The following is a 23146-nucleotide window of genomic DNA, read 5'->3' as shown; positions in this document are numbered from 1 at the left end:
TTACCACTGCGCAACGTCCAGAAACCGCTCGTCTTCCACCAGGTCGGCGGCGGAGAACACTTTCCAGACTTCTTCGTTCCGTTCATAACCACCGCTAACAAACGGCTGAACGTTCGCAGGGACATCGCCGGGCGAGGCCACGAAGCTGTCCCGTGCGAAATACTGCATCCCGGATACGCTGTCGACCACCAGGCCGCTGAACACATCACCCTGTTCCACCACCAGTACCCGGCGCTCACGCTGACTGCGGGACGAGCGTGGGACATCAAAGAAGCCGGCAAGATCGACAAGGGGAAGGAGGCGGCCACGAACGTTGGCGGCCCCCATCATGAACGGCTGAACCCCCGGAATGTGTGTAAACCGGGGGACATGAAGGATTTCGGTGACTTCACCCATGGGCGCCACATAGCGTTCGCCCGCCAGAACAAAGCCGATGCCATTCCAGAGTTCAACGGCTTCCTGCTGTTCCGGCAGGCCGGCCGCCATGGACCGGCTGCGCTGGGCGATATCCGTCAGAACGGCAAAAGGGGCGGCCTGGGCGGACATGCGTACTCCAAGGTTGGGGATCAGGCAATCAGGCTGTTGATTGTTTTGATCAGGTCATCTTCTTTGACAGGTTTGACCAGGTAGCCCTTGGCGCCCTGACGGGTACCCCAGACACGGTCGGTTTCCTGATCCTTGGTGGTCACAATCACCACGGGGATGGAAGCGGTTTCCGGAGCGCGGGTCAGCTGTCGGGTGGCCTGAAAACCGTTCAGTCCTGGCATGACCACGTCCATCAGAACCAGATCCGGAGTTTCAGCGCGGGCCTTGGCTACGCCGTCAGCACCGTTATCAGCAGTCAGTACTTCGTGCTGGTGCTTTTCCAGGATGCTTGAGATTTTCTTAACCTCGGTGGGGGAGTCGTCAACAATCAGAATGCGGGCCATGGTTTCCTCAATAGTTCTTTGCTTCGGCTGATTTACTGTTCCGCCTGGGGTACATATTGGCGGATGGTGTTGAGCAGCTCGTCCTTGCTGAACGGCTTGGTCAGGTACTGATCAGAACCGACAATACGGCCCTTGGCCTTGTCAAACAGACCGTCCTTACTGGAGAGCATGATGACCGGCGTCTTTTTGAAAGAGGAATTGTTCTTGATCAGTGCGCAGGTCTGATAGCCGTCCAGGCGGGGCATCATGATATCGACAAAAATGATGTCCGGCTGGGAATCGGCGATTTTCGCCAGAGCGTCAAAGCCGTCAGTTGCGGTGATGACCTCACAGCCGACTTTTTTCAGAAGGGTTTCTGCGGTGCGACGGATGGTTTTGCTGTCGTCGATCACCATAATCTTCAGATTCTCGAAGTTGTCATCCATTGTCCAACTGCCTTGCGCTCTGCGACTGTCGTTATTTTAAACGGGGTTTTTAACACAAACCTTGGGATTCTTCTATAAATCCCGCTCATTTATAGAGGATCGATGGCCGGATAAAAAGCACAACTTTGTGACTAAATGTACTTCTGCCCGCAACGTCACGTTATACACCCCGGATTTCTGCGGATGCATTCAAAGCTCGGGTACAATACCATCAGTGTTCACAGCATAGCACTTAATCTATCCTTCGCTCTGCTGACCGGTTCGTGTTTTTAACCCTGGAGCTCAAGAGGCATTATGACAGTCCGACTCGGGATCGTGATGGACCCCATCGAGAAGATCCACTTCAAGAAAGACAGCTCGCTGGCGATGTTGCTGGCGGCCCAGAAACGCGGTTGGCAGATTGAGTACATGGAGCTCCCGGACATGTACCTGAAGGGCGGGCAGGCCAGGGCGCACACCCGTGACCTGACGGTACACTTGGACCCCGAGAACTGGTACGCCTTCGGCGCCTCCCAGGACCGGGCGCTGGGCGACCTGGACGTTATCCTGATGCGCCAGGATCCGCCGGTGGACCGGGAATTCCTGATGGCTACCTACATTCTGGAAGCCGCCGAACAGCAGGGTGCGCTGGTGGTGAACCCCGCCGCGACCCTGCGTGACTGCAACGAGAAACTGTTCGCCACCCAGTTCGAGGACCTGACCCCGCCGCTGATTGTCACCCGGTCCTCCACCCGCTTCCGTGAATTCTACGCCGAGCATGGCGACATCATCATGAAGCCGGTGGACGGTATGGGTGGCCGCTCCATCTTCCGCGTCAAGGAAAACGACGCCAACCTGGGTGTGATTATCGAAACCCTCACCCACTACGGTGCCCACCAGGCCATGGCCCAGAAGTTCATTCCCGAAATCAGCAACGGCGACAAGCGCATCCTGCTGATTGATGGCGAACCGGTGCCTTACGCACTGGCGCGGATCCCGTCCCAGGGCGAGAATCGCGGTAACCTGGCGGCCGGTGGCCGCGGCGAAGGCCGTGAACTGACCGACCGTGACCGGGAAATCTGTGAACGGGTGGCACCGGTCATCAAGGAGAAGGGGCTGATTTTTGTGGGCCTGGATGTGATTGGTGACTACCTCACCGAAATCAACGTCACCAGCCCGACCTGTATCCGTGAACTGGATGCGGCCTTCGGTATTGATATTTCCGGGCAGCTGATGGATGCCATCGAGAAGCGGTTGAAGTAACAATGGCAGCGCAGGTAAGTGATTTCGACCGGTTTTCCTTTACCCTGTTCATGGCGCTGGCCGTGCACGCGGTGATTGTCCTGGGGATTACCTTCGCGCCGGAGTCGCCGCGCTCTTCCGCGCAAACCATGGAAATCACCCTGTCGCAGTTTGACGATGAGACCGATCCGGACGAGGCCGACTTCCTGGCCCAGACCAGCCAGCAGGGCAGCGGGACCGAAGAGGAAGCGCAGGAAATGACCTCGCCGCAGCCGACGGACGTCAGCCAGCCGGACATTGCCGAGGTGCAGCCGGAGCCGCCGTCCCGGACCGAGCCGGTGCAGCAGGATCGCGAGACTGTAAAAACCGATTCGGCGTCCAGTCGCCAGGTCCGGGAGCCGGACGAAGCGGTGGAACCGACGGAAGAGCCGCTGCCGGTGCGTGAGAAAAAGAGTCTGATGGAGCGCAGCCTGGAAATTGCCAGCCTCGAAGCCCGGTTTGATGCCCAGCGTCAGGCCTACGCCAAGAAGCCCCGCATCATGAGAGTAACGGCGGCGTCCACCCTGCGCTCAAGCAATGCCTGGTACGTCCAGAACTGGATCACCAAGGTGACGCGGGTCGGCAATATCAACTATCCAACGGAAGCGCGGCGGGCCGGTATCTATGGCACACTGAGAATGCTGGTTTCTCTGCAAAAGGATGGCACAATCAAAGAAGTCGCCATTCTGCAATCCTCCGGCAGCACCGTGCTGGATGATGCCGCCATCCGCATCGTGCGCATGGCCGCACCATTCGCGCCGTTCCCGGACAGCATGAGAGAGGAGGTCGACGAGCTTGAAATCATTCGAACCTGGTCTTTCCAGCGACGGGGGCTGACATCGGGATGACGGCATCAAAACACTCTCCCAACAGTTTGCGTCACCATTTCCTGGTGGCGTCTCCCTACCTTGAGGATCCGCGCTTTCACGGGGCGGTGATCTACCTGTGCGAGCATTCCGACGACGGCGCCCTGGGCCTGATGATCAACCACCCCCTGGACATTCACCTGGGGGAAATCCTCGAGCAACTGGACATGGAAGGCGGCGAACTGGACCTGCCGGTCTTCAGCGGTGGCCCGGTGCAGCCTGAGCGCGGCTTTGTCCTGCATTCACCCGACACTACCTGGCACAACACCGCCCAGGTGACCGATGACGTCATGCTCACCACGTCACGGGATATCCTTGAAGGCATCGGATGTGAAGAGGGGCCGGAAGAATTCCTGGTGGCTCTGGGGTATGCCGGCTGGGGAGAAGGACAGCTGGAAAGCGAGCTGGGCAGCAACTCCTGGCTGACCTGCCCGGCCAATACCGATATCCTGTTCCGTACGCCCTGGGACAAGCGGTACGAGGCGGTGCTGAAGCTGATCGGCATTGACCTGAACCAGTTGAGCGAGTCCATCGGCCATGCCTGAGGCAGGTAACCGCCGGGTTATGGCGTTTGATTTTGGCACCCGCCGTATCGGTGTGGCCACCGGCCAGCAGCTGTTGGGCACCGGCCAGCCCCTGACCCTGTTGCCGGCCCGGGATGGCATTCCGGACTGGGACGTCATCGGCCAGCTGCTGGACGAATGGAAGCCGGACCTGGTAGTGGTCGGCCTGCCCCTGAACATGGACGACAGCGAGAACGACATGTGCGCCCGCGCCCGCAAGTTTGGCAAACGCCTGCACGGCCGCTTTCACGTGCCGGTGGAAATGGTCGACGAGCGCCTGACCAGTTTTGAAGCCAAGGGCGAGGTGATGGCCGGTGGCGGCAGCCGCGATTTCGGTCGCCACGGCGTGGACGACCGCGCCGCCGTGCTGATCCTGGAAACCTGGTTTCACCAGCAGTAAATCCCGCCGGACACAGCCGGTGGCGTTAAGTGAGGGAATAATGACCGCATTGCTTGATATGAACCGGTTGCTGGACGAGCTGGAGGCCGGATTGCGTGACATCATGGCCGAGCGGGGCGTGGAATCCCCGGCGCTGATCGGTATCCGTACCGGCGGCGTCTGGCTCGCCGATGTCATGAGGAAGCGTCTGGGGCTGGAAGAGCCCTACGGCGAACTGGACATCTCCTTTTACCGGGACGACTTCAGCCGTATTGGCCTGAACCCGAAGGTGAAGCCATCCAGCCTGCCCTTCAGTACCGAGGACCGCGACATCATCCTGATTGACGACGTCATCATGAGTGGGCGCACCATTCGCGCGGCGATGAATGAGATCTTCGATTATGGCCGCCCGGCCAGTATCATTCTTGCCACACTGATTGATCTCGGTGCCCGGGAACTGCCGATCCAGCCGGATGTCACCGGCAAGGTCCTGGCACTGGAAAGTCATCAGCGGGTAAAACTCCGCGGCCCCGATCCGCTGCGCATCGAATTGCAGGAAACCGGGCAGTAACCACCGCGAAACTCTCTCGTGAACAGGCGAACAGGCGACCCATGACTGTAGACCAAGCTCCAAACCAATCCCTGCAGCTGACCACGGATGGCCAACTGCGGCACTTCCTGACCCTCGACGGGCTCGATCGCGCCCTGCTGACCGACATTCTCGATACCGCCGATTCCTTCATTGAAGTGGGCGAACGCACGATCAAGAAAGTACCGCTGCTTCGGGGGCGCACGGTGGTGAACCTGTTCTTCGAATCCAGCACCCGCACCCGCAGCACCTTCGAGCTGGCGGCCAAGCGGCTGTCCGCCGATGTACTCAATCTGGATATCAGCACCTCGGCCACCTCCAAGGGCGAATCACTGTCGGACACCCTGCTCAACCTGGAGGCCATGGCCAGTGACATGTTTGTGGTGCGCCATTCCCAGAGCGGTGCGCCCCACTTCATCGCCGAGAGCGTGACCCCGGGCGTGGCCATTATCAACGCCGGTGATGGTCGCCATGCCCATCCCACCCAGGCCATGCTCGACATGCTCACCATCCGCCAGCACAAGGGCGGCTTTGAGGGCCTGAAAGTGGCCATCGTCGGCGACGTGCTACATTCCCGCGTGGCGCGGTCCCAGATCCGCGCCCTCAACGAGCTCGGCGCGGCGGAAGTCAGGGTCATCGCTCCCGGCACACTGCTGCCCCGGGACGTGGAAAGCCTCGGCTGCACTGTGGAATACGACATGCAAAAAGGCATGAAGGACCTGGACGTGGTGATCATGCTGCGACTTCAGAAAGAGCGGATGGAGGGCGCCCTGTTGCCCAGCGAACGGGAGTTCTATCGTCTTTACGGTCTCAGCCGGGATAAGCTGGCGCTGGCCCATCCGGAATGCATCGTGATGCACCCGGGGCCGATCAACCGCGGGGTGGAAATTGAATCCGCCGTGGCCGATGGTCCCCAGTCGGTGATTCTGGACCAGGTCACCAACGGCATCGCCATCCGCATGGCGGTCATGTCCATGGCCATGGGCGGGCAGGTATCGGAACGCAATCAGATTCAGGCCGGGAGGGAACAGGCGTGACGGATAGAAACAACACACCTGGTGCATCCCTGAAAATCATCAATGGCCGGTTGGTACTGCCGGGTAGTGACGAGCTGACCGAAGCGGCCGTTGTGATCACGGATGGTGTGATCAGCGCTGTTGGCAAGGCGGCCGAGACCGTCAACACCGATGAGATCTTCGACGCCGCCGGCAGCATTGTCGCGCCGGGCCTGGTGGATCTGTGCTGCAACCTGCGGGAGCCCGGCAACGGGCAGAAAGGCAACATCGCCTCGGAAACCCGCGCGGCGGCACGCGGCGGCTTCACCACGGTGTGCGCCTCACCGGAGACGTCACCGGTCAACGACTCCGGAGCGGTCACCCATCTGATCCGGGACGGAGCCCACGCCCGTTCGCCGATCCGGGTACTGCCGGTGGGCGCGGTGACCCGGGGTCTGGAAGGGGAGCTACTCAGCGATATGGCGGGCCTGTCTTCCGCCGGCTGCGTGGCGTTGGGTAACGGTGGCCGTGGCGTGCGCAACGCACGCATTCTCCGCCGTTGTATGGCTTATGCCAAAACCTTCGGGCTGACGGTGATGTTCAGCCCGGAGAACCAGGCGCTGGCGGCCGACGGTTATGCCCACGATGGCCTGGTGGCCTCGCGCCTCGGCTTGCTGGGCATTCCGGAAGTGGCGGAGACTGCCTCGGTGATGGAAATGCTGTTGCTGGCAGAGGAAACCGGTGTGCGCCTGCACTTGAGCCAGCTGTCGTCGGCGCGCAGTGTGGAAATGGTCGCGGATGCCCGCCGTCGCGGCATCGCCGTCACCACCGATGTCGCCATGCACCAGTTGCTGTTTACCGAAGACGCCCTGTCCGGGTTCGACAGCCGCTTCCACGTGCGCCCGCCGTTGCGGGCCGAGTCCGATCGCCAGGCCCTGCTGGCCGGTGTCCGTGAGGGTGTTATTGATGCCATCGTCAGCCAGCACCAGCCCCACGATTCCGCCGCCAAACAGGCGCCCCTGGGCGCGACCGAACCGGGCCTGTCCACCATCGAGAGCACCCTGTCCATGGGGCTGATGCTGGTGGCGCGTGGTGAGCTGACCCGGCCTGCGTTGCTGCGGGCAATGACCACCGGACCGGCCGCTATCCTCGGTCGGTCGGCCAGCCTGGCGCAGGGCGAGGCGGCGGACCTGTGTATCTTTGATCCGGGCGCAACCTGGACCCCGGGAGAGAACAGCCTGGTGTCGGCCGGCCGCCACGCACCGATAGTGGATGAAGCCCTTCCCGGCGTGGTCAAGCTGACCCTCTGCGAGGGTCGCGTTGCCTGGGGCCCGGGCGTGCTCTGACCCGGTTGCTCCGGCAAGGAAATGCGGCAGAGGTTGCCCCGCCTCTGTCGAGCCCATCACAGTTTCTCACCTTGTTGCTGAAAAGCCCTTGAAGGCAGGCACCTGTGCCAACGTATTCTTGTGGCACCCGACCTAATCTCAGGTCAGGGTCTCACGATGTAAGGGCACAAACAGGATGTGCCTGGCATCTGACAATAATAATTCAGGAGTCATCCCGTGAAATCAGCTAACCTCCCGCAACGGGTGGCCGCAGCGGCTGCCCTGTGTGCCAGTCTTATAATGGCGCCTGTCAGTCAGGCCGAAGAATCCCCCCTTGAGCGAAGTTTCTGCGTGTTTGATCCGGTCGGAGCCAACGGACCGCTGTTCGCCATCACCAAAACCTTCCAGCCCGAAGCCATGAAGCAGGGTATCAAGCTCAACCTGCGTGCCTACACGGATGAGAAAGTGGCCGCTGAAGATTTCAAGGCCGGCCAGTGCGATGCCGTCCTGCTGACGGGCACGCGCGCCCGTGAATTCAACAAGTTCACCGGTACCCTCGAAGCCATGGGTGCGGTCCCCGGCGAAGAGGAAATGCGCCTGCTCTACAACACCCTGAGCCAGCCCAAGGCGCGCCAGTTTCTGGTTGACGGTCCCTACGAGGTGGCGGGTGTATTCCCGGGCGGCGCGGTGTACCTGCATACCCGCGATCGTTCCATCGACTCGGTGGAAGAGCTACAGGGCAAGCGTATCGCAACGCTCGACTTTGACAACGCGTCGGTCCGCATGGTGCGCCACGTGGGTGCGTCCGTGGTGGGGTCCAATTCCGCCAATTTCGCCGGCAAGTTCAATAACGGCAGCGTGGATCTGGCCTATGCTCCGGCCGTGGCCTACTCCCCGCTGGAACTATACAAGGGCGTGAATCCCGACGGCGGGGTGTTCAAGTATGCGCTGGCGTACATGAATTTCCAGGTCATCATCCACCGTGATCGTTTTCCGGATGACGCCGGCCAAATGGTTCGCGATCAGGCCATCAATCGCATCGATGAGGCCTACGAGATCATCGCCCAGGCCGAAGCCGAAATTCCGGAAGATGTGTGGATGCATCCCCCGCAGGAAGACGTAGCGGAATACGACAAGATGCTGCGCAAGGTGAGGTTGTCCCTGCTTGAGGATGACGTATACGACGAACGTGCGATCAAGCTGATGAAGGCGATTCGTTGCCGGGTGGATGGCTCCCGGTCTGAGTGTGCTTCCTGAGGATTGGGTGAGGGGCCCGCACCCGCGGGCCCCGTCAGCTTAGCTGATCGCCTCTTTCAGTGCCTTGCCGGCCTTGAACCCGACGGTCTTGCTGGCAGGAATTTTGATGGTGGCGCCGGTCTGTGGGTTGCGTCCATCCCGGGCTTCGCGAGTGCGGATGTTGAAGGTGCCGAATCCGATCAGGGTGGTGTCTTCGCCTTTGGAGGCAGCCGCTGAAATCTGGTCGGTCACGGCGGTAATGACCTCGCTGGCTTTCTCGCGGGTCAGGCCGGTCTTGTCGGCAATGGCGGCTGCCAGTTCAGGTTTGCGCATCGGGTACTCCTTATTGTCGTTTTTGGTGTCACACCGGCGGCAAGCCAGCCGCAGGCTGAACAAATCTATAGTGGGTTTGGCTGCAATGTGCAAACCCATGATGACAAAGGATAGCGTTTTTCCGTGTTCATTTGCGGTGCGGTTCTCATAAAAACAGAGGGTTGTCCGCCATAATGCGTGCCCGGTTACAAACGGTAACGCTTCGCAAGCAGTGGTCCGGGCGGCCCGATTGGCTCTGAAAACAATAAAGAAGGTGCAGAAGTTATGAAACGTTTCCAGAAAGCTGCGGGACAGTGGTTGCCCGGCATCGCAAAGCTGCGTGGCGTGACCGCGGCAGTGGTTGCCAGCGTCGCCCTGAGCGGATGTGGGGTGGTGAATCACATGGTTTACAAGACCACTGGCGATGTCCTTCAGGGGTTCTCCCGCAACCATACCGTGCCCTATCTGCTGAGCACCGACGACCTGGCTATGGGGTGCGCCATGACTGAGGCAACCGCTCCGTTGTTGATGTCGTTTGGTCGGGTAACCAATGAGCCGGACCAGATTGCCGTGATGCTGTATCTGTCGGCCGCTGGCTGTGCCGATGAGCAGGCCCGTGAACACGAACTGACCGGGCTGGCTGCGCTGGGGAACATGGATGGTAATGCCGCTGAAGACGCAATGATCCGCCAGAAGCGTGCGCACGCCCTGGCTGCCAAGCGCTACTTCCGCAGCTGGCAGCATCACAATGCCTTCTACGGTGAGCCCGGTAATGGCGAGTGCCCCGACTTCGATGACGACCTGGACGAATTCATCTACATGGCGGGCCTGCTGTCAGGACTCCAGGCGCTGAACGCCGAGATCCAATCCACATCCGCTATTGGTGTGCCCAAGAATGTGGGCTCCGTGGTAGGCAGGGCAACCAGCTGCCTGGATAGCGAAAAGTGGTGGGGCGCGCCGATGGCGCTTCGAGCGACCATTTGGGCGATGATTCCCGGTGCCATGCCCGAGGGCGAGAATGCCTTCGAGCGGCTGGAAATGTCTGATCGCCAGGGTGAACAGGCGGGTGTTCGCCTCAGCCATGTCTTCCACGCGATTGCTGCCATGAACAAGGGTGACAATGAGCGTCTGCGTGAGGTGATCCGCCGTCATGCGGAATCCATTGAGGAAACGCCTTCGAACGAGGAGTGGGCCTTCGTCGATGCCATGTCGACACAGATGATTGTGGCCATTTCCGATCGTATGTGGGTTGAGAACGCCGGCTATCGAACGCCGCTGGGTCGCCTGGGCACTTTCTGGGATGACGAACCGGAAAACGTTGAAACCATGGATCTGGATGATCTGCTGTAACCCATGATGTCTTCAGGGCGCGCCGTTATGTCCCAGGTTGGTTTTCGTCGTACCGGGCTGGAGTGGTTTTCCTCTCTGCCCGCTTGCCTGCTGTTGCTGGCGGTGGTGCTGTTTTCCACCAGCAGTGATATTCACAACCAGATGCTGGGGGCGGGGGAGCAGATGTGGGGCGGCTACTACAAGCTTCGCTCCGATCCGGTCCAGCCGGACTGCGACCCTAACCGCGACATCGAATCTGCTGTCCAGCAGGAGTTATCCGAGGTATCCGACGACCCCATGGCGGCGTTGCTGGGGGAGCAAGAGAAAGATCCGGCGGATGTCCGCCTTGCCATTGAGCGGTCGGTGGCGGATTGCCGGGCCAGTTTCACCAGCTACGAGAACCTGAAGGACAAGCTGACCCCCGGTGTCCGGGCTTATCGTGCCGTTGAGTTGTTCATTGCCGACCTGATTGCGTTCGGACTGGAATCCCAGCGTTACATCCTGGTGATCCTGGTGATGCTGTGCGCGGTGACCGCAACCCTGACCCGCCACCACATTGCCATGCGGGCCATGGAAACCCGGCTCGATTACATCGTATCCCACGCCCTGCAGACCATCGCCAACGCCATGTTGCTGGGCTCCAGCGTGATTTTCCGGCAATCGAGTCTGGGCAGCGACACCTCCATGTCATCGGAAGCGCTGCTCCTCCACAACCTGTGGATCATCGGTTTTGCCTGTCTTACCCTTGCCAGCCTGTACCGATTGTTCCGGGTGCCTGGTGACCTGCAGGGCGGTGGCAGCTTCAATAAGGCTTTTCTCGCGGTGCCGCTGTATACCGTGATGTGTCTGATCTCGGGCACCTACTTTGCCCTGATCGGGCATGCTTCCGGCATCGGCATCTATCTGGGCAAGATGATGGAGCTGGCGGACATGTTCCTGAACGTCGGGCTCTACGTCTGGGTAGGGATGATGCTCAAGCAGACACGGCTGGCCACATTGGTCTTCAACGTGTTTCGTCCGTGGCGGATGCCGCCGGAGATGCTGGCCGTGGTTGCCGTGCTGGTGGCGGCGGTGCCGACGGCCTATACCGGCGCCTCGGGCATTTTCGTTATTGCCGCCGGGGCGGTGATCTACAGCGAATTGCGGGCCGCGGGCGCGCGCCGGCACCTGGCCCTGGCCGCCACCGCCATGTCCGGCTCCCTGGGGGTGGTGCTGCGCCCCTGTCTGCTGGTGGTAGTCATCGCCTACCTAAACCGGGAAGTGACCACCGACGAGCTGTTTGGCTGGGGTATCTGGGTGTTCGTGCTGACGGCCATGATGTTCATGACCGTGGCGTTGACGGTCAACCGCCAGAGCAAGTTTGATCTGGCACCGTCCACTGAGGCATTCCCGGCCATGATGCAGGCCCTGCGATCACTGATTCCCTACGCCCTGGTGATCGTCGGCGTGGTGCTGCTTTACCGTTTTGCCCTGGACGTCAGGATGGACGAGTTCTCGGCGCCGCGCCTGCTGCCGGTGATTATGCTGGCGATACTGCTGTTCGAGCACGTGACCCTGAAGAGGAGCGCGCGCCGCGCCAGTGAGGGGCAAGCGCACCAGGGCCTGGAAAGCAGCCTGCGGTCAGCCACCAACGACACCACTGCCGAGATCGGGGCGCTGCTGCTGTTGCTTGGGCTGTCGGTGAGTATTGGCGGTGTTATCGAGCGCTCCCAACTTATGGAATCCTTCCCCCAGGCCTTCGACAGCACCTGGTCCGCGATGCTGCTGATGGTTGTCATCCTGGTGATCCTTGGCATGATCATGGATGCCTTTGGCGCCGTTATCCTGGTGACTGCCACCGTGTCCACCATCGCCTACAGCAGCGGGATCCACCCCATTCACTTCTGGATGGTCACCCTGGTGGCCTTCGAACTGGGCTATCTGAGCCCGCCGGTGGCGCTGAACCACCTGTTGACCCGACAGGTGGTCGGCGAAGCGGAAGTGCTGGCGGCGCAGCAGGAAGGTGGCACTTTCTACCAGCGCCATGAACGCATCATCATGCCACTGATTGCCATGGGTATATCCCTGGTGCTGGTGGCGTTCGTGCCGTTGCTGTTCTACGGCTGAGTGCGGCCGGTCACACGGGTTCGGGCGCTCTGCGCTGCCCTCGCAGGAAGGTGACGTCCGCCCTAGGCGGTGCGCCAAACAGGCGGCTGTACTCCCGGCTGAAGTGGGAGGGGCTTTCGTAGCCGACCCGATAGCTGGCGGTGGCCGCTTCCAGACCCTCGGCGAGCATCAGGCGCCGGGCTTCGTGCAGTCGCAGTTTCTTCTGGAACTGCAGCGGCGACATGCGGGTGACCTGTTTGAAGCTATGGTACAGGGTGGACTCGCTCATGTTTGCCGCGTCCGCCAATTCGCGGATACGCAGGGGCTCTGCGTAGTGATCCTTCAATGCTGAAATGACCGTGGAAATCCGGTGTGCCTGGGAATCGGCGGCAGCGAACTTGCGCATGCGTGAGCCCATGTCTCCGATCAGCGCCCGGTAGATGATTTCCCGGCGGGCCAATGGCGCCAGTATGGCGATATCTCCGGGGGAATCGAGCAGGCTCAGCAGCCGGTAAAGCGCGCTCTGCATCCGCTCGTCCATCGACGAGATGCACAGGCCACACTCCACTTCCGGGCAGGGGCCATGGGGATCCAGCGGTGGGGCCTTGTCGCCCAGTTCCAGTACCAGATCCGCCACTTCCTGTGGTTCCACGGTGAGCTTCACCGCCAGGTATGGATGCTCCGGGGTGGCGTCGACAATTCTGCCCAGGACCGGCAGATGGACGGAACTGGCCAGGTAGGTCAGCGGTGCATAGGTAATTTCCCGGTCACCCAACAGAATAGTCTTGGTGCCCTGAATCACGAAACACAGGGACGGTTCGTAGACGGTGGAGCCGCAATTGGAGGGCTGGTCGCAACGAATCAGCTCCAGGCCATCAATGGCGGAACTCTGTATCCCTTGCTGTGATGTCCAGCGACTGGCGACCCGGGCCAGTTGCTGCTGCAGGTTCAGAGCTAGGTTGGTGGCAAACTCAGGAATGGTGGCAGTCATCGTCGCGTCTCCCTTTCGCGGCAGTATAATCCTTCGAAACCTGAACTGTATGCCCTTTGAGCAGGTTCTGCAGAATCAGGCAATCACTGCGCAGAAACCGGCAACCGGTGCGAAAACCCGGGTAAAAACACCGAAAGCCTATAACTGACGCGAAATACTACGGAAATCGAACGGTCATTATCCCGCTCTCGGGGCCCCGGCGGCGTGGGTTTCAGGTACGTTGGCAGAATCGGGCAAGCTTCCCGCAGTAACCCGATACCCTCTTGCACTCAACACTCCTTATGTTAGACGACCAATCGGGGAAGAGGGACTGAAATATACCGTTTCATGTCGAAAAACCTCCACCCCAACCGACCTAACAAGCGATCTGACCGGATCTCTTGATTAACGGGAACGCTCACAAGGCATCCCTGACTGCGGAGCGAGGAACCATGGAACGTCTGACCGGAAAAAACTTCAAAGGACCTGGCCGGGTGTTGGGCCCGGCTCTTGTAATGATGACAGTGTTACTGTCCGGATGTGAGGTGCAGAGTGACGAGGCGATGGCGATGCCGCCACCACCGGAGGTGGATGTGGCGGAGGTCGTTGTCGAGCCGGTGACCCTCTGGGAGTCGTTCACTGGGCGCGTGGAAGCACCTGAAACCGTGGACCTGCGGCCCAGGGTCAGCGGTTACATTCACGAGGTAGCCTTTGAGGAAGGGGAACTGGTGCAGGCCGGTGACTTGTTGTTCCAGATCGACCCAAGACCTTATGAGGCCCGGGAACAGGCCGCCCGGGCCGAACTGGCCCAGGCGCAAAGTCAGTTGGAGTTGGCCAGGAGTGAAGCTGGCCGTGCCAAAACCCTATTGGACAGTCGCGCCATCTCCCGTGAGGAGTATGACCAGCGCAACGCCGCGCTGATGAGTGCCCGGGCCCGGATGCAGGCTGCCCAGGCCGCACTGGATACCGCTGAGCTGGACCTGCAATACACCAGGGTCACGTCGCCGGTCACTGGTCGTGCCGGGCGCGCGATGGTAACCCGGGGCAACCTGGCCAATGCCGACCAGACCCTGCTGACCACCGTGGTATCGGTGGATCCGGTACACGTCTATTTCGAGGCCGATGAACGGGCCGCGTTCAGCAGCCAGCAACTGCTTGCCAATGGCGAACCCCGGGCCGTGAGGATAGCGCTGGGCGGAGAGGATGGTCGCCAGTATCAGGGCCTGCTGGACTTTGTCGATAACCGGCTGAACCCGGGCACCGGTACCCTGCAATATCGTGCGGTACTGGGTAACCCCGATGGCCAGATCAAGCCAGGTCAGTTCGCCCGGGTGGAAATGCCGGTGGCTGAACTGGATCAGGCCCTGCTGGTGAACCGCAAGGCCGTGCTGACGGACCAGGATCGCCGGTTTGTGTACGTCGTGGACGACAATAACGTAGTCACGCCCCGGCAGGTGACCACCGGCCATCAGGTTGATGAACTGCTAGTTATTCAGAACGGCCTTAATAGTGGCGACCGGGTGATTATCAACGGCACGCAAAAAGTGTTCGGTGCGGGTATGGAAGTCAGCCCTCAGCGGGTGGCCATGGAGGAGCCCGAAGCTGATGAGGATGCGGCGATCGCCCTGGCCCAGGAGTTATCGCAATGAACTTCTCCCGTTTCTTTGTGGACCGGCCGATTTTTGCGGCGGTGCTGTCCATTATCATTCTCGCCATCGGGGTGATCTCCATCCCCAACCTGCCGGTGAGCGAGTACCCGGAAGTGGTGCCGCCTTCGGTGGTGGTGCGCACGGTCTATCCCGGCGCCAACCCCAAAGAAATAGCAGAAACCGTGGCTACGCCGCTGGAAGAGGCCATCAGCGGCGTTGAGGACATGATGTACTTCAAGTCCGTAGCCGGTTCTGACGGTGTCCTGCAGATGACCGTCACCTTCCGCCCCGGCACGGATGCGGAGGATGCCACGGTGCGGGTGCAGAATCGGGTCAGTCAGGCACAGGCGCGTTTGCCAGAGGAGGTGCGCCGCCAGGGTGTGACTACCCAGAAACAGTCACCGACCTTCCTGATGGTAGTTCACCTGACATCGCCGGACGGCACATACGACACCCTGTACCTGCGGAACTACGCCCGGCTGCATGTACGGGACCGGCTGGCCCGTATCCAGGGGGTAGGGGATGCCCAGATCTTCGGTGGCGGTGACTACGCCATGCGCGCCTGGCTGGACCCGGACCGGATTGCCGCCCGCGGCCTGACCGCCAGCGACGTAGTGCGGGCCATGCGTGAGCAGAACGTCCAGGTATCCGCCGGCCAGATCGGCGCCGAGCCGGTGCCGGACAGCGACTTCCTCACCCTGATCAATGCCCGTGGCCGGCTGGAAACCGTGGAAGAGTTCGGCGACATCGTGCTCAAACGTGGCGACAACGGCGAGATCCTGCGGCTGGAAGACGTGGCTCGGCTCGAGATGGGGGCCGGTGACTACACATTGCGCTCCCAACTCGATGGTAAGGACGCCGTCGCTATCGGCGTGTTCCAGGCCCCGGGGGCCAACGCCCTGGACATCCGTGACGAGGTGATCGACACCATGGACGAACTGGCCACCCGGTTCCCCGCGGGTGTCGAGTATGAAGCGGTGTACGACACCACCATCTTCGTCAGTGACTCCATCAAGGCGGTGGTGGCGACCCTGCTCGAAGCGGTGTTGCTGGTGGTATTGGTGGTCACCCTGTTCCTGCAGACCTGGCGTGCCTCCATCATCCCGCTGCTGGCGGTACCGGTGTCGGTCATCGGCACCTTCGGCGCGCTCTACCTGTTGGGCTATTCCATCAACACCCTGACCCTGTTCGGGTTGGTGTTGGCCATCGGCATCGTGGTGGATGACGCCATCGTGGTGGTGGAAAACGTTGAGCGTAATATCGAGGAAGGCCGGAGCCCGCTGGCGGCGGCCCACCAGGCCATGAAGGAAGTGTCTGGCCCTATCATCGCCATCGGCCTGGTGCTGTGTGCGGTGTTTATCCCCATGGCCTTCCTTTCCGGGGTGACCGGCCAGTTCTACCGGCAGTTCGCGGTGACCATCGCCATTTCCACGGTGATTTCCACCATCAACTCGCTGACCCTGTCACCGGCGATGGCGGCCATGCTGCTCAAACCCCATAGCGCTCCCAAGGACCGCCTGCAGAGGGGTATAGATTTCCTGTTCGGCTGGGTCTTCCGGCCCTTCAACCGCTTCTTCAACGCCAGCGCCGAGAAATACCAGGGCGGCGTGTCCCGCTCCCTGCGCCGGCGCGGCGCGGTGTTTGTGGTCTATGCGCTGTTGTTGACCGGCACCGGGCTGATGTTCAAAGCGGTGCCACCGGGCTTCATCCCCATCCAGGACAAACTGTACCTGATGGCCGGCGTGAAGCTGCCGGAAGGGGCCTCCCTAGAGCGCACCGACCAGTTGTTGCAACAGGTGACCGATATCGCCATGGAGACCGAAGGCGTAGCCAACGCCGTGGCCTTCCCGGGCCTGAACGCGCTGCAATTCACCAACACGTCCAACACCGGCGTGGTGTTTTTCCCCCTCAAGCCGTTTGATGAGCGCAGCCTGAGCGCGGGGGAGATCAACGCCCAGATCAACCAGAAAATCAGCGGGCTGAAGGAAGGTTTTGCGTTTTCCTTCATGCCGCCGCCGATCCTGGGGCTGGGGAACGGTTCCGGCTACCAGTTGTTCATCGAAGACCGGGGCAACCTGGGCTACGGTGCCCTGCAGAATGCGGTGAACCAGTTCCAGGGCGCCATCAGCCAGACGCCGGGCATGGGCTATCCCATCAGCAGCTACCAGGCCAACGTGCCACAGCTGGATGCGGAAGTGGACCGGCTCAAGGCCAAGGCCCAGGGCGTGCCCTTGACGGAGCTGTTCGACACCCTGCAGACCTATCTGGGTTCCACCTACGTCAACGACTTCAACCGTTTTGGCCGTACCTGGCAGGTGATTGCCCAGGCGGATGCCCCTTACCGGGATAGCGTGGAGGACATCGCCCGGCTGCGTACCCGCAACGAGCAGGGCGAGATGGTCCCCATTGGCTCCATGGTGGATATCCGCCAGAGCTTCGGACCGGACCCGGTGTTGCGCTATAACGGCTACCCTGCCGCCGACCTGGCCGGAGAAGCGGACCCACGGGTACTGTCTTCGGCCCAGGCCATGGACACCCTGACCGCACTGGCAAACGAGACATTGCCCGCGGGCATGGACTTCGAATGGACGGACCTGAGCTATCAGCAGGCCACCCAGGGCAACGCCGCGCTGGTGGTGTTCCCACTCGCTATCCTGCTGGTGTTCCTGGTGCTGGCGGCGCTGTATGAGAGCTGGACGCTGCCGCTGGCGGTGATCCTCATCGTGCCCATGTGCATGCTCTCGGCGCTGATCGGTGTCTGGTTCGGGGGTGGTGACAACAACATCTTCGTTCAGGTGGGGCTGGTGGTATTGATCGGCCTGGCCTGCAAGAACGCCATCCTGATCGTGGAATTCGCCCGCGAGCTGGAACTGCAGGGGCGAAGCGTGGTGGAAGCAGCGCTGGAGGCCTGCCGGTTGCGGCTGCGGCCCATCATCATGACCTCCATTACCTTTACCGCAGCCGTGGTGCCGTTGGTGTTGGCCACCGGTGCCGGCGCCGAGGTGCGCCAGGCCCTGGGCACCGCCGTGTTCGCCGGCATGATCGGGGTCACCCTGTTCGGCCTGTTCCTGACGCCAGTGTTCTACGTGGCCCTGCGCAAGCTCTCCGGCAGTCATCGCCTGAAGAGTCACCATACCTCCACCCTGATTTGCGACGAGGACGAGGATGAAGATGCTGTGCCGGGAGGTAGCCATGCTTAAAGTACTCATGATGACCGGCGCGCTGGCGCTGTTGGCCGGTTGCGCCGTCGGACCAGACTACCAGGCACCTGCCACGCCGGAACCGGACGCCTTCTCGCAAGGGCGACAAGCGAGTGCCGGTGTTGATCAGCAACGCTTCTGGCAGGGTTTTGATGATCCCTTGCTGGAGCAGCTGATCGACCGGACCCTGACCGCCAACCACACCCTGGAAGGGGCCGTGGCCCGTTACGAGCGCGCGGCGGCCCTGTTGTACGGCGCCGAGAGAGAACAATGGCCCAGCGTGACCGCCAACGCCTCCGCCGCCGAGCAATACCTGGCGGACATAGAACAATCGCCCCCGGGAGCAGGGCCGGAACGGGTTCAACGTTACCAGGCCGGTCTGGCTGCCAATTGGGAGCTGGACCTGTTCGGACGCCTGCGCCGCGCCACCGACGCGCAACAGGCGGAACTGGAAGCCGCCGGTGCTGACCTGGGTGCGGTACAGGTCGCCCTGGCCGGGCAACTGGCCAGCAGTTACTTCGAATTGCGGGGCCTGCAACAGCAGTATCGGGTGGCACAGCAGAGCGTAGCACTGCAACAGCAGTCCCTGGGCATTGTCGAGGCGCGGGTAGGGGCAGGCCGGGGCACCGAGTTTGATCAGGTGCGTGCCCGTGCCCAACTGGAACGTACCCGCGCTGAATTGCCCACCCTGCAGGCGGGCATCCGGGCGGCCATGCATCGCATCGCCGTGCTGACCGGCCAGCCGCCGATGGCATTGGTGGAGACACTGTCGCCTCCGGCTGAACTCCCTGAAGCCTTGCCGGTTATTCCCGTGGACAGCCCCGGGGACGTACTGCGCCGTCGCCCGGACATTGCCGCTGCGGAGCGCCGTCTGGCCGCTGCCACCGCCCGTATTGGCGTGGCTACCGCCGACCTGTTTCCGCGCTTTACCCTGAGCGGGCTGATAGGTTCCGTTGCCGCCGACACCAGCGACCTGTTCACCGGTCCGGCGGAATCCCGCCGTGTCGCCCTGGGCATCGACTGGACCTTCCTGGACCACGGTAAGGTCAAGGCCCGCATCGAGGCCGCCGGCGCCGACAGTCGTGCGGCACTGGCCAGCTATCAGCAAGCAGTACTGGAAGCGCTGGAGGAAGCGGAGACTCGACTGGTGCGTTACCAGCGTGCACAGGAAAGGGAAGGGCGCCTGCAACAGGCCATGACCGATGCGGAGAAAGCGGTTGAACTGGCCCGCACCCGTTACGAGCAAGGCTTTATCGGCTACTTTGAAGTACTGACGGCGGAACAGGAGTTCACCGCCACCCGGGACGCGGCGGTGCGCAGCCGCACAGCGGTGACCCTGGCCATGGTGGACGTATACCGGGCGCTGGTAGGGGCGCCCGGTTAAGCCACCCGGCCACCGGCGCTATTTCATTTTAAAGCCCTTGCCACGCAAGAAGTCCCGCATATGGGGGCGCAGCTTGGAGGTGAACAGCGGCTTGAGCTGTTCCGACCAGTTGGTGTCCTTATTGCCCCCGGTGCGGACGTGGTAATAGGTGCGCATGGTGGCGTCGAATTCCGCCACCAGCTCCGGGTCGCGCTCATTCTGGTAATAGTCCTCCTTGAGGACTGACGCCAGCGGCAGGCGCGGCTTGACCTCCGGATTCTGGTCCGGATAGCCCAGGCACATGCCAAACACCGGGTAGACATGATCCGGCAGGCGGAGCAATTCGCTCACATCGGCCGGATTGTTGCGGATGCCGCCGATGTAACACAGGCCCAGCCCCTCGGATTCCGCTGCGGTCGCAACATTCTGGGCAACCAGTGCGGTATCGATACTGGCGACCAGCAGTTGCTCGGTCATACCATGAACCACCTCGGCACCGGCCCGCGCCGCGGCATCCGTGGCCCGTTTCATATCCGCGCAGAACACCAGGAAATCCGAACACTCCGCCACATAGCGCTGGCCACCACTCAGCTCCACCAGGGCTTCACGGTTCTCCGGGTTGACCACATGGATGATGGAGTAGGCCTGCACGTGGCTGGATGTGGCGGCACTCTGGCCGGCACGAATCAGCTCCTCGAACAGCTCGCGGGGAATCTTCCGATCCTGGAACTTACGGATCGAACGGTGTGACTTGAGAAGTTCAATGGTCGGATTCATGGCACCCTCTAGCTAGCACAAAATCAGGAAGCGGTTATCCTGCCACCGTCACACCGGTTTGGCAAAACGGGCCAGATGCTACTTCCTGGCCAGTTGTTCCGCCTTGGCCCGGATGCGTGCCTCCTGTTCCTGTAGCTCCGGGGTAAACTCCTCACCGAAATCCTCGTCTTCAAACAGCGGACGAATCTCGATTTCAGCCTCGGTGCCCGGCATGGGGTTGGGGCAGCGCTTGACCCACTCAATGGCCTCTTCCATCGACTTCACCTGCCAGATCCAGAAACCGGCCACCAGCTCTCGGGTTTCGGTAAATGGGCCGTCGGTAACGATGCGCTCATCGCCAGAAAAGCGCACCCGGGCGCCCTTGCTGCTGGGATGCAGCCCCTCACCGGCCTGCATAATGCCCGCGTTCACCAGCTCCTCGTTATACTTACCCATGGCTTCCAGTAGCTCTTGAGTTGGCAGCTTGCCGGCTTCGGAATCCTGGCTTGCCTTCACTATGACCATCATTCGCATGTCCGTTCTCCTTTCGGTTGTGGGGTACTCCTATCCTTGTCGAATGAGGTGGGTGAAAATCGACAGGGGCCAGATTAAATCAGTAGCGCTTCACAACCACGCGTCCAATCTCCGCAATGGCCTTATTGCGCTCATCAAACGAAGCTTCGGTTTCGGTGATATAAATGGCAAGTACCAGAGGCTCACGATTGGGTGGCCAAAGTACGGCAGCTATGGAGCGTGACCCATAGCCTCCAGCGCCCGAGCGATCTCCAATTTGCCAGTCCCGGGGGAGTACAGACCGGAGTAAGTTATCACTTACCCGGTTACCCTTGAGCCAGGAAATCAGTTTATTTCTGGAATCGTTAGCCAGGGTATCGCTCAGTACGAGTTTGCGGAGGTTGTCCACCATCGCATTGGGTGTTGTGGTGTCTCGCGGATCACCCGGCGCGGCCTCGTTGAGGGTGGGTTCTGTTCGGTCCAGCCGCGTAATTCCATCTCCCAGAGCGCGAACAAATCCGGTCACACCGCCGGGTCCGCCGATGGCATTCAGTACAAGATTGGCCGCCGTATTGTCACTGGTGGCCATAGTGGCCTCACATATCTCCCCCAGTGTCATACCAGGCTCCCCAGTGCGCGTCTCGGTCACTGGGGAGTACGTGACCAGATCGTCTTGGTTGAACGTGATCCGTCGATTGAGGTCCTCTGTCCCTCCATCCACCCGCGCCAGCAGCGCTGCGCAGGCCAGGGTTTTGAAGGTGCTGGTCATGGGGAAACGAGCATCGCCCTGATAGTCCCAGGCTTCTCCGGTGGCAGAATCGTAGAGGGTGACCCCTACGCGGGCGTCCAGGCGTTGTTCTACCGTTTTCACGACTTCAATCAACGGACTCGCATGAGTGAGGGAAAAGGCGGAAGTGATGAAGAGCAGGGTAAGAGTACGCAGAGTGATCATTCAGCGGGGTCCTATCAGGTGCTACGTGGCGCAAACATAATAATCGCCATACCCAGGATAGCCACCGATGAGCCCACGAAATCCCAGACCGTTGGCCGAATGCCGTCAACCGCCCATAACCACAGGATCGCGGTAAAAATATAGACGCCGCCGTAGGCCGCATACACCCGGCCAGCGGCGGTCGGGTGCAACGACAGCAACCAGGCAAAGGCGGCCAGGCTCAACGCCCCCGGCACCAGAAGCCAGATGGTCTTGCCTTCGCGCAGCCAGAGGTACGGCAGGTAACAGCCAACGATTTCAGCAATCGCCGTGATGAAAAACAGGCCGGCAGTCTTTAGCTCGGGCAAATCGGAGTTCCTTGGTTATGTATCGTATTCGTCGTGCATACGCCAACACTCGAACGGCGGGCTCTGCGGCCAGCCCTCGGGTGAGTCTTCCCAGGTTTCCTGACGACCATAGGGTGTCAGGTCCAGCAACCGGAAATTGGTGTCGAACAGCTCGCCGCCGCGATCCGTGGTGAAGTAGGTGCGGTACACGCGGTTGTCATCATCACGAATGAACACGTTCACCGCAAACCCTTTTCCCGCATCGAATGCGTCAGCGAAGCGGCGGCCGTGATCCGTGTACCATGGCGTGTCCCAGCCCATCCGCTTCTGCAGAGCAGTGATCTCGCTTTGCGGCGCCGGTGACGTAAACACGAAGGTGGTGTCCCGGGCGTTGACGTGTGAAATATTGTGGCCAATGTTGTCCATGACCATTGAACAACCCTGGCAGGGCGCTGCGCCGGGCTCCAGCATGGCACAGTAAACGATCAATTGCCGCCGCCCCTGAAACAGGTCAACCAGCGAAACCTCACCCTCCGGCCCGGTGAAGGTGAAGTGGTCCTCGACAGGGACCATCGGCAGTCTGCGACGCTCGGCAGACAGTGCATCCTGGGCGCGGGTCAGTTCCTTTTCCTTGACGAGGAGTGCCTGGCGGGCCTTGTGCCAGTCTTCGAGCGTACCGATAGTTGGAAGTGCAGTCTTGTTAGCCGACATGATATGAGCTCCTGTTGTTTGAGGTGCACTTCATAGTCGAACGGGAGAGGTCGAATTCGACAGTTCCTTGCACCGCACGGAGCTGCCGGTAATTTGCCTGCCAGAGTTCGCTGCCATGCCGTGGCAACTTCCTGAGAACGGAATGTCCCATGTAAGTTTCCACCTGGAATTGGCGTCCATATTGTCGATCTCAAGAACTCGCGACCACCAACAACAATGCGGCTCATTCTACCGTTGTTTGCTTCCGTGAACTTCTCAAAACTCGTGGCACCAGGTTCTGTCAACTTGACGAAAACCGGCCAGCCAAGTTCTGTCTGTTCCCCTACCGCTGATTCCTGCACATAGGGCGAACACAGATGAAACTCCAGCTCAGTCTCTGCTACTGCCATGACAGGAGTAACCAGCAACAGTAT

Annotated in this window: 23 protein-coding genes; 13 read left to right on the top strand and 10 right to left on the bottom strand. The window is 60.9% G+C overall.

The annotated features are described in order from the left end of the window. From ACJO5Y_RS19465 to pilG, 3 genes are read right to left on the bottom strand one after another with little or no spacing between them, the layout of a single operon-like run. On the bottom strand, positions 1–546 hold the full coding sequence (locus tag ACJO5Y_RS19465; protein WP_406989503.1) for a chemotaxis protein CheW: 546 nt from the start codon (positions 544–546) through the stop codon (positions 1–3). A 20-nt stretch (positions 547–566) separates the two neighbouring features. Beyond that, a complete protein-coding gene (gene pilH / locus ACJO5Y_RS19460) occupies positions 567–929 on the bottom strand; it encodes a twitching motility response regulator PilH (protein WP_406989502.1) in 363 nt (120 codons plus the stop codon). Positions 930–961: 32 nt separating this feature from the next. Then, the gene (gene pilG / locus ACJO5Y_RS19455; RefSeq protein ID WP_008175635.1) at positions 962–1354 is read right to left on the bottom strand and encodes a twitching motility response regulator PilG; all 393 of its coding nucleotides are present in this window, start codon (positions 1352–1354) and stop codon (positions 962–964) included. Positions 1355–1648: 294 nt separating this feature from the next. On the opposite strand from pilG, the gene gshB reads away from it, so the two are divergent. The 8 genes from gshB to ACJO5Y_RS19415 all read left to right on the top strand — a co-directional run bounded on the left by gshB (position 1649) and on the right by ACJO5Y_RS19415 (position 8588). Continuing rightward, entirely contained in the window at positions 1649–2596 is a 948-nt protein-coding gene (gene gshB / locus ACJO5Y_RS19450) for a glutathione synthase (protein ID WP_406989501.1), read from the top strand. 2 nt (positions 2597–2598) lie between these two features. After that, on the top strand, positions 2599–3462 hold the full coding sequence (locus ACJO5Y_RS19445) for an energy transducer TonB (protein ID WP_406989500.1): 864 nt from the start codon (positions 2599–2601) through the stop codon (positions 3460–3462). Beyond that, positions 3459–4025, top strand: coding sequence for a YqgE/AlgH family protein (locus tag ACJO5Y_RS19440; RefSeq protein ID WP_406989499.1), 567 nt, complete (start codon positions 3459–3461; stop codon positions 4023–4025). The genes ACJO5Y_RS19445 and ACJO5Y_RS19440 overlap by 4 nt, the downstream gene beginning before the upstream one ends. Further along, on the top strand, positions 4018–4443 hold the full coding sequence (gene ruvX, locus ACJO5Y_RS19435) for a Holliday junction resolvase RuvX (RefSeq protein WP_406989498.1): 426 nt from the start codon (positions 4018–4020) through the stop codon (positions 4441–4443). Before ACJO5Y_RS19440 ends, ruvX begins: the two co-directional genes overlap by 8 nt. A gap of 40 nt (positions 4444–4483) precedes the next feature. Beyond that, positions 4484–4993: a bifunctional pyr operon transcriptional regulator/uracil phosphoribosyltransferase PyrR gene (gene pyrR, locus ACJO5Y_RS19430; protein ID WP_406989497.1), complete on the top strand. Its 510-nt coding sequence runs from the start codon at positions 4484–4486 to the stop codon at positions 4991–4993. Positions 4994–5034: 41 nt separating this feature from the next. Continuing rightward, positions 5035–6048, top strand: coding sequence for an aspartate carbamoyltransferase catalytic subunit (locus tag ACJO5Y_RS19425; RefSeq protein WP_406989496.1), 1014 nt, complete (start codon positions 5035–5037; stop codon positions 6046–6048). Then, the gene (locus ACJO5Y_RS19420; protein WP_406989495.1) at positions 6045–7352 is read left to right on the top strand and encodes a dihydroorotase; all 1308 of its coding nucleotides are present in this window, start codon (positions 6045–6047) and stop codon (positions 7350–7352) included. The genes ACJO5Y_RS19425 and ACJO5Y_RS19420 overlap by 4 nt, the downstream gene beginning before the upstream one ends. A 279-nt stretch (positions 7353–7631) precedes the next feature. After that, positions 7632–8588, top strand: a complete 957-nt coding sequence (locus ACJO5Y_RS19415; RefSeq protein WP_406989514.1) for a putative solute-binding protein — start codon at positions 7632–7634, stop codon at positions 8586–8588. A gap of 39 nt (positions 8589–8627) precedes the next feature. Here the strand turns inward: ACJO5Y_RS19415 and ACJO5Y_RS19410 are convergent, their stop codons facing one another. Continuing rightward, on the bottom strand, positions 8628–8900 hold the full coding sequence (locus tag ACJO5Y_RS19410) for an HU family DNA-binding protein (protein ID WP_406989494.1): 273 nt from the start codon (positions 8898–8900) through the stop codon (positions 8628–8630). A 264-nt stretch (positions 8901–9164) separates the two neighbouring features. Between ACJO5Y_RS19410 and ACJO5Y_RS19405 the strand changes: the two genes are divergently transcribed. Both ACJO5Y_RS19405 and ACJO5Y_RS19400 read left to right on the top strand, forming a co-directional pair. Next, positions 9165–10229: a hypothetical protein gene (locus tag ACJO5Y_RS19405; RefSeq protein ID WP_406989493.1), complete on the top strand. Its 1065-nt coding sequence runs from the start codon at positions 9165–9167 to the stop codon at positions 10227–10229. A gap of 27 nt (positions 10230–10256) precedes the next feature. Beyond that, on the top strand, positions 10257–12314 hold the full coding sequence (locus tag ACJO5Y_RS19400; RefSeq protein WP_406989492.1) for a TRAP transporter large permease subunit: 2058 nt from the start codon (positions 10257–10259) through the stop codon (positions 12312–12314). Between the two features lie 10 nt (positions 12315–12324). On the opposite strand, the gene ACJO5Y_RS19395 is transcribed toward ACJO5Y_RS19400, so the two are convergent. Beyond that, complete coding sequence (locus ACJO5Y_RS19395; RefSeq protein WP_406989491.1) at positions 12325–13284, bottom strand: AraC family transcriptional regulator; 960 nt, start codon at positions 13282–13284, stop codon at positions 12325–12327. Positions 13285–13715: 431 nt separating this feature from the next. On the opposite strand from ACJO5Y_RS19395, the gene ACJO5Y_RS19390 reads away from it, so the two are divergent. Genes ACJO5Y_RS19390 through ACJO5Y_RS19380 form a run of 3 tightly spaced genes read left to right on the top strand, consistent with a single transcriptional unit; the run spans position 13716 to position 19496 of the window. Continuing rightward, complete coding sequence (locus ACJO5Y_RS19390; RefSeq protein WP_406989490.1) at positions 13716–14912, top strand: efflux RND transporter periplasmic adaptor subunit; 1197 nt, start codon at positions 13716–13718, stop codon at positions 14910–14912. Continuing rightward, complete coding sequence (locus tag ACJO5Y_RS19385; RefSeq protein WP_406989489.1) at positions 14909–18112, top strand: efflux RND transporter permease subunit; 3204 nt, start codon at positions 14909–14911, stop codon at positions 18110–18112. The genes ACJO5Y_RS19390 and ACJO5Y_RS19385 overlap by 4 nt, the downstream gene beginning before the upstream one ends. Next, positions 18105–19496, top strand: coding sequence for an efflux transporter outer membrane subunit (locus tag ACJO5Y_RS19380; RefSeq protein WP_406989488.1), 1392 nt, complete (start codon positions 18105–18107; stop codon positions 19494–19496). Before ACJO5Y_RS19385 ends, ACJO5Y_RS19380 begins: the two co-directional genes overlap by 8 nt. 18 nt (positions 19497–19514) lie before the next feature. Here the strand turns inward: ACJO5Y_RS19380 and nfsA are convergent, their stop codons facing one another. The 5 genes from nfsA to ACJO5Y_RS19355 all read right to left on the bottom strand — a co-directional run bounded on the left by nfsA (position 19515) and on the right by ACJO5Y_RS19355 (position 22733). Continuing rightward, positions 19515–20252, bottom strand: coding sequence for an oxygen-insensitive NADPH nitroreductase (gene nfsA / locus ACJO5Y_RS19375; RefSeq protein WP_406989487.1), 738 nt, complete (start codon positions 20250–20252; stop codon positions 19515–19517). Between the two features lie 78 nt (positions 20253–20330). Beyond that, entirely contained in the window at positions 20331–20765 is a 435-nt protein-coding gene (locus tag ACJO5Y_RS19370) for a YciI family protein (RefSeq protein WP_406989486.1), read from the bottom strand. Positions 20766–20844: 79 nt separating this feature from the next. Then, positions 20845–21696 (bottom strand): class A beta-lactamase, encoded by an 852-nt coding sequence (gene bla, locus ACJO5Y_RS19365; protein ID WP_406989485.1) that lies wholly within the window; start codon positions 21694–21696, stop codon positions 20845–20847. Positions 21697–21710: 14 nt separating this feature from the next. Further along, entirely contained in the window at positions 21711–22043 is a 333-nt protein-coding gene (locus ACJO5Y_RS19360; protein WP_406989484.1) for a YnfA family protein, read from the bottom strand. Positions 22044–22058: 15 nt separating this feature from the next. After that, entirely contained in the window at positions 22059–22733 is a 675-nt protein-coding gene (locus ACJO5Y_RS19355) for a DUF899 domain-containing protein (protein ID WP_406989483.1), read from the bottom strand. Positions 22734–23146: the final 413 nt, after the last annotated feature.

This window comes from Marinobacter alkalisoli, assembly GCF_045449855.1.
GTDB lineage: Bacteria > Pseudomonadota > Gammaproteobacteria > Pseudomonadales > Oleiphilaceae > Marinobacter.
Note: the sequence above shows the minus strand (reverse complement) of the source record. Positions and strands in the feature narration are given on the sequence as shown.

Coding starts and splice junctions, on each gene's coding strand:
- ACJO5Y_RS19465 (WP_406989503.1), bottom strand. CDS start 546: ATGTCCGCCCAGGCCGCCCCTTTTGCCGTTCTGACGGATATCGCCCAG.
- pilH (WP_406989502.1), bottom strand. CDS start 929: ATGGCCCGCATTCTGATTGTTGACGACTCCCCCACCGAGGTTAAGAAA.
- pilG (WP_008175635.1), bottom strand. CDS start 1,354: ATGGATGACAACTTCGAGAATCTGAAGATTATGGTGATCGACGACAGC.
- gshB (WP_406989501.1), top strand. CDS start 1,649: ATGACAGTCCGACTCGGGATCGTGATGGACCCCATCGAGAAGATCCAC.
- ACJO5Y_RS19445 (WP_406989500.1), top strand. CDS start 2,599: ATGGCAGCGCAGGTAAGTGATTTCGACCGGTTTTCCTTTACCCTGTTC.
- ACJO5Y_RS19440 (WP_406989499.1), top strand. CDS start 3,459: ATGACGGCATCAAAACACTCTCCCAACAGTTTGCGTCACCATTTCCTG.
- ruvX (WP_406989498.1), top strand. CDS start 4,018: ATGCCTGAGGCAGGTAACCGCCGGGTTATGGCGTTTGATTTTGGCACC.
- pyrR (WP_406989497.1), top strand. CDS start 4,484: ATGACCGCATTGCTTGATATGAACCGGTTGCTGGACGAGCTGGAGGCC.
- ACJO5Y_RS19425 (WP_406989496.1), top strand. CDS start 5,035: ATGACTGTAGACCAAGCTCCAAACCAATCCCTGCAGCTGACCACGGAT.
- ACJO5Y_RS19415 (WP_406989514.1), top strand. CDS start 7,632: ATGGCGCCTGTCAGTCAGGCCGAAGAATCCCCCCTTGAGCGAAGTTTC.
- ACJO5Y_RS19410 (WP_406989494.1), bottom strand. CDS start 8,900: ATGCGCAAACCTGAACTGGCAGCCGCCATTGCCGACAAGACCGGCCTG.
- ACJO5Y_RS19405 (WP_406989493.1), top strand. CDS start 9,165: ATGAAACGTTTCCAGAAAGCTGCGGGACAGTGGTTGCCCGGCATCGCA.
- ACJO5Y_RS19400 (WP_406989492.1), top strand. CDS start 10,257: ATGTCCCAGGTTGGTTTTCGTCGTACCGGGCTGGAGTGGTTTTCCTCT.
- ACJO5Y_RS19395 (WP_406989491.1), bottom strand. CDS start 13,284: ATGACTGCCACCATTCCTGAGTTTGCCACCAACCTAGCTCTGAACCTG.
- ACJO5Y_RS19390 (WP_406989490.1), top strand. CDS start 13,716: ATGGAACGTCTGACCGGAAAAAACTTCAAAGGACCTGGCCGGGTGTTG.
- ACJO5Y_RS19385 (WP_406989489.1), top strand. CDS start 14,909: ATGAACTTCTCCCGTTTCTTTGTGGACCGGCCGATTTTTGCGGCGGTG.
- ACJO5Y_RS19380 (WP_406989488.1), top strand. CDS start 18,105: ATGCTTAAAGTACTCATGATGACCGGCGCGCTGGCGCTGTTGGCCGGT.
- nfsA (WP_406989487.1), bottom strand. CDS start 20,252: ATGAATCCGACCATTGAACTTCTCAAGTCACACCGTTCGATCCGTAAG.
- ACJO5Y_RS19370 (WP_406989486.1), bottom strand. CDS start 20,765: ATGCGAATGATGGTCATAGTGAAGGCAAGCCAGGATTCCGAAGCCGGC.
- bla (WP_406989485.1), bottom strand. CDS start 21,696: ATGATCACTCTGCGTACTCTTACCCTGCTCTTCATCACTTCCGCCTTT.
- ACJO5Y_RS19355 (WP_406989483.1), bottom strand. CDS start 22,733: ATGTCGGCTAACAAGACTGCACTTCCAACTATCGGTACGCTCGAAGAC.